At 67.6% G+C, this 13,690-nt stretch carries 11 protein-coding genes; 9 read left to right on the forward strand and 2 right to left on the reverse strand.

The window, feature by feature from the left end:
- Window positions 1-45: 45 nt before the first annotated feature.
- Together WEE69_09380 and dnaE are read left to right on the forward strand one after the other, a co-directional pair.
- Window positions 46-1,140, forward strand: coding sequence for an alkaline phosphatase family protein (locus tag WEE69_09380; GenBank protein ID MEX1145504.1), 1,095 nt, complete (start codon window positions 46-48; stop codon window positions 1,138-1,140).
- A gap of 108 nt (window positions 1,141-1,248) precedes the next feature.
- The gene (gene dnaE / locus WEE69_09385) at window positions 1,249-4,752 is read left to right on the forward strand and encodes a DNA polymerase III subunit alpha (protein ID MEX1145505.1); all 3,504 of its coding nucleotides are present in this window, start codon (window positions 1,249-1,251) and stop codon (window positions 4,750-4,752) included.
- A gap of 54 nt (window positions 4,753-4,806) precedes the next feature.
- Here the strand turns inward: dnaE and WEE69_09390 are convergent, their stop codons facing one another.
- On the reverse strand, window positions 4,807-4,998 hold the full coding sequence (locus tag WEE69_09390) for a hypothetical protein (protein ID MEX1145506.1): 192 nt from the start codon (window positions 4,996-4,998) through the stop codon (window positions 4,807-4,809).
- 58 nt (window positions 4,999-5,056) lie between these two features.
- Here WEE69_09390 and npdG point away from each other — a divergent pair, with 58 nt between their 5' ends.
- The 5 genes from npdG (at window position 5,057) to WEE69_09415 (ending at window position 10,020) form a co-directional block, all read left to right on the forward strand.
- Complete coding sequence (npdG, locus tag WEE69_09395; GenBank protein MEX1145507.1) at window positions 5,057-5,734, forward strand: NADPH-dependent F420 reductase; 678 nt, start codon at window positions 5,057-5,059, stop codon at window positions 5,732-5,734.
- Entirely contained in the window at window positions 5,731-6,912 is a 1,182-nt protein-coding gene (gene cysS / locus WEE69_09400; GenBank protein ID MEX1145508.1) for a cysteine--tRNA ligase, read from the forward strand. The genes npdG and cysS overlap by 4 nt, the downstream gene beginning before the upstream one ends.
- A gap of 79 nt (window positions 6,913-6,991) precedes the next feature.
- Window positions 6,992-9,025 (forward strand): threonine--tRNA ligase, encoded by a 2,034-nt coding sequence (gene thrS / locus WEE69_09405; protein ID MEX1145509.1) that lies wholly within the window; start codon window positions 6,992-6,994, stop codon window positions 9,023-9,025.
- 19 nt (window positions 9,026-9,044) lie between these two features.
- The gene (locus tag WEE69_09410) at window positions 9,045-9,539 is read left to right on the forward strand and encodes an HIT domain-containing protein (protein ID MEX1145510.1); all 495 of its coding nucleotides are present in this window, start codon (window positions 9,045-9,047) and stop codon (window positions 9,537-9,539) included.
- 10 nt (window positions 9,540-9,549) lie between these two features.
- Complete coding sequence (locus WEE69_09415) at window positions 9,550-10,020, forward strand: hypothetical protein (GenBank protein MEX1145511.1); 471 nt, start codon at window positions 9,550-9,552, stop codon at window positions 10,018-10,020.
- Here WEE69_09415 and WEE69_09420 read toward each other — a convergent pair.
- Window positions 10,017-12,029, reverse strand: a complete 2,013-nt coding sequence (locus WEE69_09420) for an elongation factor G (protein ID MEX1145512.1) — start codon at window positions 12,027-12,029, stop codon at window positions 10,017-10,019. The genes WEE69_09415 and WEE69_09420 overlap by 4 nt on opposite strands.
- Before the next feature lie 136 nt (window positions 12,030-12,165).
- Here WEE69_09420 and WEE69_09425 point away from each other — a divergent pair, with 136 nt between their 5' ends.
- Both WEE69_09425 and WEE69_09430 read left to right on the forward strand, forming a co-directional pair.
- On the forward strand, window positions 12,166-12,846 hold the full coding sequence (locus WEE69_09425; GenBank protein ID MEX1145513.1) for a CDP-alcohol phosphatidyltransferase family protein: 681 nt from the start codon (window positions 12,166-12,168) through the stop codon (window positions 12,844-12,846).
- Window positions 12,794-13,690: a phosphatidylinositol mannoside acyltransferase gene (locus WEE69_09430; GenBank protein MEX1145514.1), complete on the forward strand. Its 897-nt coding sequence runs from the start codon at window positions 12,794-12,796 to the stop codon at window positions 13,688-13,690. Before WEE69_09425 ends, WEE69_09430 begins: the two co-directional genes overlap by 53 nt.

Below are 13,690 nucleotides of genomic sequence, written 5' to 3' on the forward strand. Positions count from 1 at the left end.
CGGGGTACCCGTCCCGCGGACGCTTCGCTCAGTAGCCTCCGACGGGTGCTGCCCGAGATGGTTCGACCCGACTACGCCGGGCCGGGCCTGAGCACGCTGGTCCCCGCGCTCCTCGGTACCGCCACCGCCGACTGGCTTCCCGCCCCGGTGCGCGCCGCGCGCCACGTGGTGCTGCTCGTGCTCGACGGCCTGGGCTGGGAGGCGATCGAAGCGCACCGTGACCGCCTGCCGACTCTCGCCGCGCTCGACGGTGGTCCGGTCCCCACGGTCGTCCCGTCGACCACGGCGACTGCGTTGACATCGCTCACCACCGGGCTGACCCCCGCCGAGCACGGCGTCGTGGGGTTTCGCATCCGGCTCGACGGCGGGGTGCTCAACGTCCTCTCGTGGCAGGGAGAGCACCGGCACAAACCCGACCCACGCGCGGTACAGCGCCACCCGCCGTTCCTGCAGCGGGAGGTTCCGGTCGTGACGAAGGCCGAGTTTCGCAACAGCGGTTTCAGCGAAGTGCATTTCGGTGGGGCGCGCTTCTGCGGATGGGGCGCGCCGTCATCGCTCGTGGAGCACTGCCGACGGCTCACGGAGGCCGGTGAGCCCTTCGTCTACGCGTACTACCCCGGTGTCGACACCGTCGCGCACGCCCATGGCTTGCGCGACGGCTTCTACGAAGCCGAGCTCGTGGCCGCCGACCGCCTCGTTGCCGATCTGCTCGACGCGCTGAGCTCCGAGTGTGCGTTGGTCGTCACGGCAGACCATGGCCAAGTGCACCTCGAGCCCGATGGATGGCTGCCCCTCGGACGCGCCGGCGCGCTGGTGGAGGCCTGCTCAGGCGATGGGCGCTTCCGCTATCTGCACGCGCACCGCGGGGTCGCGGACGAGCTCCTGGATGTTGCGCGCGCGGACCACGGTGACCACGCGTGGGTCCTCAGCCGCGCGGAGCTGTTCGAAGCGGGATGGCTCGGGACCGACCCGTCACCGGCGACACGCGCCCGCGTCGGAGACGTGGTGCTCGCGGCGCGCGACGACGTCGCCTTCGTCGATCCCGCCCTGGAGCAGGAAGCGCGCCTGCGCAGCGCTCATGGGTCGCTCACGGCCGCGGAGATGCTCGTGCCGGTGGTGGCCGGTCGGGGACGTCGCTAGGCCGACCCCGCCGGGCTACAGTGCGCGAATCACACTGGTGTTATTTGTCCACAGGCCTGTGGAGAACGTGCGCACACGCCGTGCAGGAAGAGGGGGTCACGACGCTCGGTGAGCGGTTCATTCGTCCACCTCCATCTCCACACCGAGTACTCGATGCTCGACGGCGCGTCCCGCATCGACGAGGTCGTGTCTCGCGCCGTCGCCGACGGGCAGCCGGCGGTCGGCATCACGGACCACGGCAACATGTACGGCGTCCTGCCGATGTACAAGGCCGCGGGGGAGGCGGGCATCAAGTGCATCGTCGGTGAGGAGGCGTACTTCACGACCGGCGACCGACGCGACAAGCCACGGCGTGCCGATGCAGACATCTTCCATCTCACGTTGCTCGCCGAGAACGACGCGGGTTACCGAAACCTGATCAAGGTCTCGTCCGGCGCGTACCTCGACGGGTTCCACTACAAGCCGCGGGTCGACTTCGAGCTCCTCGAGCATCACCGCGAGGGGCTCATCGGTACCAGCGGCTGCCTCGGGAGCGCGGTGTGCCAGCGGCTGCTCGCTGACGACGATGCGGGCGCCCGTGAGCTGGCGGCGCGGTTCCAGGATGTCCTTGGGCGCGACAACTTCTTCGTCGAGCTGCAGGACCATGGTCTTGCTGATCAGCAACGAGTCAACGGTCGCCTGCTCGAGATTGCGCGGGACATCGGCGCGCCGCTGCTGGCCACGAACGACAGCCATTACACCCACCGAGACGACGCCGAGGCGCACGCCGCGTTGCTCTGCGTGCAGACCGGCACGACGCTCGATGACCCGAACCGATTTCGGTTCGAGGCCGACGAGTTCTACCTGAAGACATCCGACGAGATGCGGTCGCTGTTCGCCGATCACGAAGACGCCTGCGACAACACACTCTGGATCGCGGAACGGGCCACCGTGGAGATCGAATTCGGCAACGCGGTGCTCCCCGCGTTCCCTACCCCGGCCGGCCACGACGAAGACTCGTACCTGCGCGAGCTGACGCTCGCCGGTGCGCGCGAACGGTACGGCGAACAGGTTCCGCAGAACGTCGCCGAGCGCGTCGAGTTCGAGCTCGGTGTCATCAAGACGATGGGGTTCTCCGCGTACTTCCTCGTGGTCTGGGACCTCGTGCGCTACGCACGGGAGCGTGGCATCCGCGTCGGTCCCGGGCGGGGGAGCGCAGCGGGGTCCTGTGTCGCGTACTCACTGGGCATCGTCGATATCGATCCCATCCGTTACGACCTGCTCTTCGAGCGCTTCCTGAACCCTGGCCGCAAGCAGATGCCCGACATCGACATGGACTTCGACTCCCGCTACCGGGGGGAGATGATCCGCTATGCGGCGCAGCGTTACGGGGAGGACCGCGTCGCCCAGATCGTCACGTTCTCCACGATCAAGGCGCGCGCGGCGGTGCGCGACGCGTCGCGCGTGCTGGGCTATCCGTACGGTGTCGGCGACAAGATCGCCAAGCTCATGCCACCGCTCATCATGGGTCGCGACACGCCCCTGAATGCGTGCCTCGAGGAGGTGTCCGGCCAAGAGGACGGCTACAAGATGGCCAACGAGCTGCGCGAGCTCTACGCAGCGGATCCTGATGCCCGTCGCGTCATCGACGTGGCAACGGGCCTCGAGGGCCTGCGACGCCAGGACGGCATCCACGCCGCGGCAGTGGTGATCACACGCGAGCCGCTCATCGAGTATCTGCCGATCCAACGGGGGCGTACGCCTCAGGGCGATGTCGCCGAGGGACCGATCGTCACGCAGTACGAGATGCACGGGGTCGAGGACCTCGGCCTCTTGAAGATGGACTTCCTCGGCCTGCGGAACCTCGACGTCATCGAGATCACGCTGGATCTCGTCGAGGCGACGGCGGGATCGCGCCCGCGCATCGACGAGGTGCCGCTCGACGATCCGAAGACCTTCGAGATGCTGCAGCGGGGCGACACCGTCGGCGTGTTCCAGCTCGAGGGCGGACCGGTGCGCGCGCTCCTGCGCTCGCTCGCACCCACGTCGTTCGAGGACATCGCCGCCCTGACCGCCCTGTACCGCCCGGGGCCCATGGCTCAGAACTGGCACAACGAGTACGCCGACCGGAAGAACAACCGCAAGCCCGTCGACTATCCACACGACGACCTCACCGACATCCTCGAGCCCACCTACGGGCTGATCATCTACCAAGAGCAGCTGATGCGAGTCGCTCAGCGCCTCGCCGGGTACTCGCTCGAGGAGGCCGACAACCTCCGGAAGGCGACGGGGAAGAAGGACCGCGTCCTGATCGCGCAGGAACGCTCGAAGTTCGTCGACGGCTGCGTTGCACAAGGCCACGACCGGGCCTTCGGTGAGCTCATCTTCGACAAGGTCGAGCCGTTCGCCGACTACTCGTTCAACAAGTCCCACTCGGTCGGGTACGGCTACGTCGCCTACCAAACCGCGTATCTCAAGGCCAACCACCCGGTCGAGTACCTGGCGGCGCTGCTCACGAGCGTCAAATCGAACAAGGACCAGACCGCGGTCTTCCTCAACGAGTGCCGGCAGATGGACCTCGCGGTGCTCGTGCCCGACGTCAACGAGTCCGAGCAGGACTTCACGGTGCGGATCAGCGCCGACGACAGCCGGGCGATCCGGTATGGCCTGTCCGCCGTCCGCAACGTCGGCGAGGGAGTCGTGGCGCTGATCAGCGCAGTTCGAGAAGTCGGGGGTCCTTTCGTCGACTTCCACGACTTCTGCGAGCGGGTCGACCCCACCGCGCTGAACAAGCGGACGGTGGAGTCCTTGGCGAAGGCCGGGGCGTTCGACTCGCTCGGTCACGCGCGCAAGGGATTGGTCGACGTGCACGAGCAGATCATCGATCGCACTCTGGCTCGCCGACGCGAGCGTGATGCCGGGATCATGAGCCTCTTTGCGGATGCTGGGGCCGATGCCATCGCGCTCGGCTTCGATCACCGCATCGAGATCCCCGACGCCGAGTACCCCAAGTCGCTGCGGCTCGGCTTCGAGAAGGAGATGCTGGGGCTCTACGTGAGTGAGCACCCCCTGCTCGGCGCGCAGGGTCGGTTGAAGCGACACGTCGAGTGCACGCTGGCCGAGCTGCGCGAGCTCCGTGATGGAGAGATGCGCGTGGTCGGCGGCATCGTCACCACCTTGTCTCGGAAGTACACCCGCAAGGGTGATCTGATGGCCACATTCGTCCTCGAAGATCTCGGTGCCGCGCTCGAAGTGATGGTGTTCCCTCGCACGATGACGAACTTCGGGCATCTCCTGGAAGACGACGCAATCGTGTGCGTGAAGGGTCGTCTGGACCTGCGTGACGAGCAGCCCAAGGTCATCGCGTTGGAGGTGACACGACCCGAGATCACGCTCGACCACGAGACCGAGCCCGTGCGCATCCGCACGAAGGCCGCCGTCTTCGACGACGAGCGCGTTCGTCAGCTCAAGGACATCCTGCTCCAGCACCCGGGGGAGAGCGCCGCGTTCGTGCAGCTCGAAGGCGCCCAACGCACGACCGTCCTGCGCCTCGCCGACGAGTACCGCGTCGAGCCCAGTGCCGGCCTCTACGCCGAACTTCGTGTTCTCTTCGGGCCCGACTCTCTCCTCTAATTGCTCGCTCTCTGCGAGCCGGGATACCCGGCCTCGCTGCGGTGCCGCGTTTCGTCAGCCCCGTTTGCCGACGGCCTTGCCGATGGTGAACGCGATGACGCCGACGACGATGTAGCCGATGAGCGCGATCGCAGCTTTCGCGATCGTGAGGGCGGACCCGAACAGCAACCACCCGAGCAGGACCAGCGCGGTCACACCGGCGACCTTGACGATCAACGGAGTCGTCGGGCGTTCGAGGTCGGACATGCGGGCAAGCGTAGGCCCGGCACGGGGGGCTGGAGCTCCCGTCTGCCATGCTCTCGCGGTGGAGATCGGCGTCCTTGGTGCAACCGGGCCGGCGGGCACAGGGCTCGCGGCTCGGCTCGCGAGCATCGGACATGACGTGATCGTCGGATCGCGCGAACGCGCGCGAGCGGAGGCAGTCGCCAGCGACCTTGTCGAGCGGTGGGGAAGTCGCATGGCCACGTTGCGCGCCGGCACGAACGACGACGCCGCGGCCGTGCGCGACCTTGTCATCGTCGCCACAACCTGGGAAGGCGCCGTCGACACCGCGCGAGCACACGCCGACGCGCTCAGCGGCAGGGTCGTCGTCTCGATGGCGAACGGTCTCGACAAGGTCGGCAACGAGTTTCGTCCGGTTCTTCCGGAGGAGGGCTCGTTGGCTCAAGCGGTACAAGCCGCGGCGCCGGCCTCACGGGTCGTCTCGGCGTTCCACCTGATCCCGGCAGCCGCGTTCGCGGCGCTCGACACCGAGCTCGAGAGCGATGTGGTGGTGTGCGCGGACGACGACGCGGCCCGCACGCTGGTGCTGGACCTCGCCGTCGAGATCCCCAAGCTCCGTGCCTTCGACGGCGGGTCGCTCGTCAACGCCGTGGGCCTCGAAGCGTTCGCGGCGGTCTTGCTCTCGGTGAACCTCCGTCACAAGGGACGGGGAACGCTCCGCCTCCTCGGTGTGGACGGCTACCAGGGCCCCGGCCGATGACGATTCGGCTCTTCGACACGTCCAGGCGCAGCATCGAAGCGTTCGAGCCCGACCACGTCGTGCGCATGTACGTGTGTGGGATCACCCCCTACGACTCCACGCACCTGGGTCATGCCGCGACGTATCTCGCGTACGACCTCTTGATCCGGAGGCTCGAAGATCTCGGTCATGAAGTGCGGATGGTTCGCAATGTCACCGACGTGGACGACTCCATCTTGCCGAAGGCCCGCGAGCTCGGTGTGCCCTATCTCGAGCTCGCCGCCTCAGAGCTGGCTCGGTTCCAAGCGGACATGGGCGCGCTCGGGATGCGACCGCCGACGGCCGAACCGCGCGCCACCGAGGCGATCGACGGGATGATCGAGATGATCAACATGCTCCTCGAGTCGGAGCACGCGTACCTCACGCACGGCACCGTCTTCTTCGACGTGTCGACGTTTCCCGCGTTCGGTGAGCTGTCGCACTACCCGCGGGACCACATGGTCCGGCTCGCCCGCGCCCGCGGCGGCAACCCCGACGACCCGCACCGGCGCGACCCCCTCGACTTCGTGCTCTGGCAGCCGTCCCTCAATGACGAGCCGGCGTGGCGCGCTCCGTTCGGCGTTGGCCGCCCGGGCTGGCACGTGGAGTGCTCCGTGATGGCGATGCAGAACCTGGGGCCGACCCTCGACCTGCACGGCGGTGGTACGGATCTGATCTTCCCGCACCATGAGTGTGAGATCGCCCAGAGCGAGAGCATCAGCGGCGAGCCGTTTGCGCGACACTGGATGCACTCGGCGATGGTGAGCTACGAGGGCGAGAAGATGAGCAAGTCGCTGGGCAATCTCGTGTTCGTGAGCGATCTGCTCGAGGTGGCCGACGCCCGCGCGATCCGGTTGGCGCTGATGCGACATCACTACCGGGCCGGGTTCGAATGGCACGACACCGATCTCGACGAAGGCACGGCGCTGTTGCATCGACTCCTCGCGGCCGCGCGATGTGAAGGTGGTGCCGATCCGGCGCCGTATGTGACGCGGGTTCGCGATGCTCTCGACGCTGATCTCGACGCGCCGCGCGCCGTCGAGGCGCTGGACGACTTGGCCAGCGCGATCCTCTCGGGCGGTGACGATGCATCTGCACCGGGTGAGCTGCGCACGCTCGGCGCGCTCCTCGGTCTCGATCTGGCCAGGGCGCTCGACTAGCGCGATTCCGTAGCGGGCTGCGCGAGCCGAGGAATTTGCCAGCGAGCGAACGGCCGTGGCGCAGGTATCCTGCGCTGCAGTGAGCGAGCGCGTAGAGCAGGAAATCACTATCACGTTGCCCGATGGGTCGACGCGCGACGTCGCGAAGGGTGCAACCGCGGCCGATGTTGCCGCGTCCATCGGGCGTGGGCTTGCCAAGGCCGCGATTGCGGCGAAGGTCGACGGTGAACCCGCCGACCTCGGACGACCGATCGATCACGACGCCGCGGTGGAGATCATCACGGCGGACTCGGCTGACGGGCGCGAGGTCCTGCGGCACTCGACTGCGCACGTGATGGCGCAAGCCGTCACCGATCTTTACCCGGGCGCGAAGTACGCCATCGGCCCTGCGATCGAGGACGGGTTCTACTACGACTTCGAGCTCCCCGACGGCGCCCGGTTCAGCGACGACGACCTGGCGCGAATCGAGGTACGGATGCGCGGGATCGTGAAGGCCGATCAGCCTTTCGAGCGCACGGAAGTGACACGCGAGCAGGGTTTGGCGGAGTTCGCCGAGCAGCCGTACAAGCGCGACATCATCGAGCGGGTCGACGCGTCCGAGGTGGGGGATGGGACCGTGGTCTCGCTCTACCGCAATAAGCGTGACGGTGGCGACGCATTCGTGGACCTGTGCCGCGGTCCGCATGTGCCCTCGACGAAGCGATTGGGCGCGTTCAAGCTCACGAAAGTCGCCGGCGCGTACTGGCGTGGCGACGAGCACGGACCACAGTTGCAACGGATCTACGGCACGGCGTGGGAGTCTCCGAAAGCGCTCGAAGAGCACCTGCATCGCCTCGAAGAGGCCGAGCGCCGCGATCATCGCAAGCTCGGTGCCGAGCTCGATCTGTTCTCGTTCCCAGAGGAGATCGGTTCGGGACTCGCGGTCTTCCATCCGAAGGGCGCGCTCGTGCGCAAGCTCATGGAGGACTACTCCCGCGCGCGGCACGAGGCGGCTGGTTATTCGTTCGTGAACTCGCCGCACATCACGAAGGCCGAACTCTTTGAGAGGTCCGGGCATCTCGACTTCTTCGCGGACGGGATGTTCCCTCCCATGACGCTCGATGAAGGCGGCGCCGGCGAAGGCACGAAGTACTACCTCAAGCCGATGAACTGCCCGTTCCACATCCTCATCTTCGAGAGCCGAATGCGTTCGTACCGAGAGCTCCCGCTGCGGTTCTTCGAGTTCGGCACCGTCTACCGCTATGAGAAGTCCGGCGTTGTCCACGGCCTGACGAGAGTGCGCGGCCTGACGATGGACGACGCGCACATCTTCTGCGCGAAGGAGCAGATGCCGGACGAGCTGCGCTCCCTCCTCGTGTTCGTGCTCGACCTGCTGGGTGATTACGGGTTGTCAGACTTCTACCTCGAGCTGTCCACGAAGCCCGAGGGGAAGGCGATCGGATCCGACGCCGAATGGGCGGAGGCCACGGAGGCGCTGCGCGTCGCGGCCGAGGCGATGGAGCTTGAGTTGGTGCTCGACGAAGGCGGGGGCGCGTTCTACGGCCCGAAGATCTCGGTGCAGGCGCGCGACGCCATTGGCCGGACATGGCAGGTCTCGACCATCCAGGTCGACTTCCAGTCCCCCCAGCGGTTCGGCCTCGAGTACGTGGGCACGGACAATCAACGCCACCAGCCGATCATGATCCACCGCGCGCTCTTCGGGTCGATCGAGCGCTTCTTCGCGATCCTCCTGGAGCACTATGCCGGCGCGTTTCCGGCATGGCTCGCGCCGGTGCAAGCGACGGTTCTGCCGGTCGCCGACCGTCACGAGCCATACGCGATCACTGTCGCGGACCGGCTGCGCGCCGAAGGCATCCGCGTGGAGTACCACGATGCGCACGGCGACAACCTCGGTGCGCGGGTCCGCCGAGCGAAGGTGGAGAAGGTCCCCTACGTGTTGGTCGTCGGTGACGAAGACACAGAGTCGGGCACCGTGGGAGTCAACGTTCGAGGTGACGAGGCGCCGGAGCGTGGCGTGAACCTCGACGCGTTCGTCGAGCGGTTGCAGGCGGAACTCGAGACGCAGCGGAGCCCTGGCCGGACGGCCGGGAGGGCGCCGCGAAGTCGACCATGACCGAGGTTTCGGCGCGCGCATGACGCTCGAACGCCTGTGGGCCGGATGGCGCGCGGAGTACGTGGCGAGCGTGGGAGCCGAGGACGACCGCGATGACTGTCTCTTCTGCACGCTCGCGTCCTCGCCACCCGATGAGGCGTTCGTGGTGGCGCGCAGCGACCGAACCTTCGCGGTACTCAACGCATATCCGTACACGTCGGGCCACCTCATGGTGGCGCCGATCACGCACGAAGCCGACCTGGAGGGTCTGGGTCCCGAGGATGCCGCGGCGCTCATGTCGATGACACAACGCGCTTCCGTCGCAATCAAGGCGGCATATCAACCAGACGGTCTCAACGTGGGGATGAACCTGGGCCGGGCCGCGGGTGCGGGGGTCCCCGGTCATCTGCATCTCCATGTGGTGCCGCGTTGGGTGGGCGACACCAACTTCATGACCACGGCCGCCGAGGTCCGCGTACTGCCCGAGGCGCTTCCGACCACCCTCGAACGGCTGCGCGCCGCCTGGCCTGCATAAGGTCACGGTCGTGACCGACGCGCTTCCCGAAGATCTCGATGTCACGACCTACGTCGGGCCGTACTTGTTTCCTGACATCCGCCGACGTCGCATCGCGGGCGCGATTCATGCGGTCGTCGCGGGCGGGAGCCTGATCGGGGGAGCCGCGAGCGGGAACGCCGGCCTTCTCGTTGCCGGCGGACTCCTCGCGCTCGTCGCCGGATACCACTCCTTGGCGGGCTGGCACCTCGAGCTGGACCAGACCGCGGCGCTCGCCGCCGCGAGCCGTGCCGCGGGTTTCCCCGTCGGTCACGCCTCCGCGCAGCTCGGCTGGCGGGGCCTTCGATCGCGCCCGTCGTGGCGCATCCTTCTCTATTCAGCCGACACGCCGCCGACGCAGCGAGGCCTCGTGGAAGTGGACGCCATCGACGGTGGGATCCTCGGACAGTACGTCGAGGACAACCCCGAAGATTGGTCGCAGTACGGCCTCGACGGCGCCTAGGCCTTTGAAGCCGCGAGGGCCGCGGCGACCTTGTCGACGAGGTGCGCGGGGACGGGGTCATAGTGGGAGTGCTTCATCGCGAAGCGGCCGCGGCCCTGCGTGAGTGAGCGCAGGTCGATGGCGTAGCGCAGCACCTCTGAGGTGGGCACCAGTGCAACGACTTCCATCTCGCCGCCACCGATCGCGCTCGAGCCCTGGATGCGGCCGCGCTTGGAGTTCAGATCGCCCATCAAGTCGCCCTGGTAGGCCTCGGGGGCCATCACCACCAGCTCACTGATCGGCTCCAGCAGGATGGGGGACGCCTTGGCCATGGCTTCTTTGAACCCGAGCGAGCCGGCCATCTTGAAGCTCATCTCCGACGAGTCCACGGGGTGGTACTTGCCGTCGAAGCACGTCACCCGCACGTCGACCACGGGGAACCCGTGGAGCCCTCCACCCGACATGGTCTCGCCGATGCCCTTCTCGACGGCCGGGATGAACTGACGGGGGATCGCGCCGCCGACGATCGCGTCCACGAACTCGAAACCGCTCCCTCGCTCGAGCGGCTCGACGCGCAGGAAGGCGACGCCGAACTGCCCGTGACCGCCCGTCTGCTTCTTGTACTTGCCCTCGGCCTCCGCGGTGTCGGTGATCGTCTCCCGGTACGCAACCTTCACGTCCTCGGTCTGCACCTCGACCCCGAACTTGCGGGAGAGCTTCTCGAGCGCGATGCCGACGTGCGTCTCGCCCATGCCCCAGACGAGGGTCTGGTGCGTCTCCGCGTTGCGCTCGATCTTGATCGCCGGGTCCTCGTCCTGAAGCCGGTGCAGCGCGTTCGCGAGCTTGTCCTCGTCGCCCTTGTTCTTGGCTCGGATGGCCACGGCCAGCGTCGGCTCGGGCGGAGACAACGGCTCGACGCCGATGTCAGCGCCGCGCGTCGCGAGCACGTCACCCGTCGCCGTATCGGTGAGCTTGGCGACGGCGGCGATGTCACCGGCCGGGACCGATTTGATCGTCTGCTGCTCCTTGCCCCGCATGGTGGACAGCTGGTGCAGGCGCTCGTCGTTCATCGTGCGCCCGTTGAGGAGCGTGGCGTCCTGGTCGACTTGCCCCTGGAGCACCTTGAAGAGGTTCACGCGACCCACGTACGGGTCGACGATCGTCTTGAACACGAACGCCGCGGGTGGACCGTCGCTGGTGCTCGGCGCAGGCCCTTCCTCAGCGATGAAGTGGGCGAGCCGATCGACGCCGATCAGCTTGGTCGCGCTGCCACACAGCACAGGGAACACGCTGCCCTCGGCGATGCCCTTGGCCAGGGCCTGCTCGAGCTCCGCGACCGAGAGCTGCTCGTCGCCGAGGTAGCGCTCCATGAGATCGTCGTCGGCGACGACGATCCCTTCGACGAGAGCGTCGTGCACCGCGTGTTCCTCCGTGGCCAGCTCCTCGGGCACGGGCTCGGTGCTGCCCTTGCCGGTCGTGCCGTCATACGTGACCGCTTCGTCCGTCAGGAGGTCCATGACGCCGCGGAACGCGGCCTCTTCGCCGATCGGCAGCTCGAGTGGTGCAACACCGGCACCGAACCGCTCTTTGAGCTGGTCGAGCGTGCGCTGAAACGACGCGCGCTCCCGGTCCAGCTTGTTGACGAAGATCGCGCGGGGCATGGCGCTTGCTTCGGCCAGCTGCCATGCCGTCTCGGTCTGCACCTCGACACCCTCGACCGCGGACACCACGAAGATCGCAAGGTCGGCGGCCCGTAGCGCGGCTGCGACATCGCCCACAAAGTCGGCATACCCCGGCGTATCGATGACATTGATCTTGTAGCCGTCGTACTCGAACGGCGCGAGGGCGAGGGACACGGAGATGGTCCGCTTCTGCTCCTCGGGATCGAAATCGCAGACGGTGGTGCCGTCTTCGACGCGTCCCATGCGCTGGATGGCGCCGGCAACGAAGAGCAGCGCTTCCGCGAGCGTGGTCTTCCCGGCGCCTCCGTGGCCAACCAAGGCGACGTTGCGGATCTTCGACACGAGCATGACCCCCTTCGTGGCGAGCGATCGGGAGTCTATGGGCGCGGTCGGCCGCGCTGGACGGGAAGGTGGTTTGGGGCACGGTCTCGAAGTCGCGCCCTGGTAACCTCGGCGCCTCAGTCGTCGAAAGGTCACCGCGGGCATGCTGGATGGACGTTGGCGCGCGAAGGCAGAGCGCGGCCTCGATCCCGCAGGCCGGGTGCTCCATCGTCTCGGTGTCTCAGCCGACGTGCTCACGGTCTTCGGCCTCTTCGCGGCGATCGGCACGGCGGCGCTCATCGCCAACGGCAATCTTGCGCTCGCGGTGATCGGCGTCATCCTGAGCGGCCTGCCCGACCTCCTCGACGGGTCGGTCGCCCGCCACAGCGGCACGGCGAGCGCGCGCGGCGCGTTCCTCGACTCGGTCTGCGACCGGGTCGCCGACGCCGTCCTTCTCGCCGGCGTCGCGTGGCACCTGACCGACGACGGACCGGGCGCGCCGGTCCTGGTGGTGGGCGTCGTCGCGCTCTCGATGCTCGTGTCCTACGAACGAGCCAAGGCGGAGGCGCTCGGGTTCTCCGCACGCGGCGGGATGATGGAGCGCTTCGAGCGGCTTGTGCTGCTCGGCGTGGGCCTCGCCTTCGATGTCCTCATCCCGGTCCTGTGGATCATGCTCGTGCTCACTGCGGTCACTGCTGCCCATCGGTTCGCGAAGGTCTGGCGCCAGGCCAGCCCGAGCGAGCGCTTGACCACCCCTGGTCGAATGCGCACGCGCTTCGTGCGGAGTCACCGTGCCCGGCGCAACCGGCCGCGCCGCGTATCTCGCGTATCGCGCTGGCGCTGACGTCGCGCGGGCGCTTCCGCCCGCGCTCGGACTGCGGATCGCGCGAGGCATATCGCGAGGGATGACGGCGATCTTCAGCAAACGCCGTCTCCAGGTTGAGCGCAACCTCAGACGCGCCACACGAGGCGCGTTGAGCGAGGGCGAGCTGCACCGCGCTACCAGTCGGCTGTTCTCGAACTATGGGCAATATTGGTACGAGCTGTTTCGTCTCCGGCGCGAGCACCGTTCACTCGAAGCCGATACCGACAGCGAAGGCTACGAGCACATCGCAGAACCCCAAGCGGCAGGACGAGGCGTGATCCTCGCGCTCCCACATCTGGGCAACTGGGACGCGGCGGGTGCGTGGCTCGCGGGGCGCGGCCATCGGCTCACGGTCGTCGCGGAACCGCTCGAGCCCCCAGAGCTCTTCACCTGGTTCGCGACCGAGCGACGCGAGCTGGGCATGGACGTGGTCCCGCTCGGTCCCGGCGCAGCCGGGGCGCTGCTGCGCGCGCTCGCCGACGGCGGGATTGCCGCCCTCGTGTGCGACCGCGACCTCACCGGAGACGGCGTCGAGGTGGAGCTGTTCGGAGAGCCCACCACGATGCCGGGCGGGCCAGCGGTGCTCGCATTCCGTTCCGGAGCACCGATCGTGCCGGTGGGCATCTACTTCCGGCCGGCGGCACGACGGTTTGTGCGGATCCTGGCGCCGGTCCCGACTGAGCGTCGTGGGAGCCTGCGCGACGATGTGCAGCGCGTGACTCAGGACTTGGCCCGATGCTTCGAAGGGCTGATCGCGGCGGCACCCGACCATTGGCTGATGATGCAGCCGGTCTGGCCGAGCGACAGCGCGCCCCGACCATGA

Source organism: Acidimicrobiia bacterium (genome assembly GCA_040881685.1).
In the GTDB taxonomy this organism is placed as follows: domain Bacteria; phylum Actinomycetota; class Acidimicrobiia; order IMCC26256; family PALSA-555; genus SHVJ01.

What these genes read in the sequence shown, in the direction of transcription:
- cysS (MEX1145508.1), top strand. Translation starts at nt 5,731, where the DNA reads ATGACGATTCGGCTCTTCGACACGTCCAGGCGCAGCATCGAAGCGTTC.
- WEE69_09390 (MEX1145506.1), bottom strand. Translation starts at nt 4,998, where the DNA reads ATGTCCGACCTCGAACGCCCGACGACTCCGTTGATCGTCAAGGTCGCC.
- WEE69_09410 (MEX1145510.1), top strand. Translation starts at nt 9,045, where the DNA reads ATGACGCTCGAACGCCTGTGGGCCGGATGGCGCGCGGAGTACGTGGCG.
- WEE69_09425 (MEX1145513.1), top strand. Translation starts at nt 12,166, where the DNA reads ATGCTGGATGGACGTTGGCGCGCGAAGGCAGAGCGCGGCCTCGATCCC.
- WEE69_09420 (MEX1145512.1), bottom strand. Translation starts at nt 12,029, where the DNA reads ATGCTCGTGTCGAAGATCCGCAACGTCGCCTTGGTTGGCCACGGAGGC.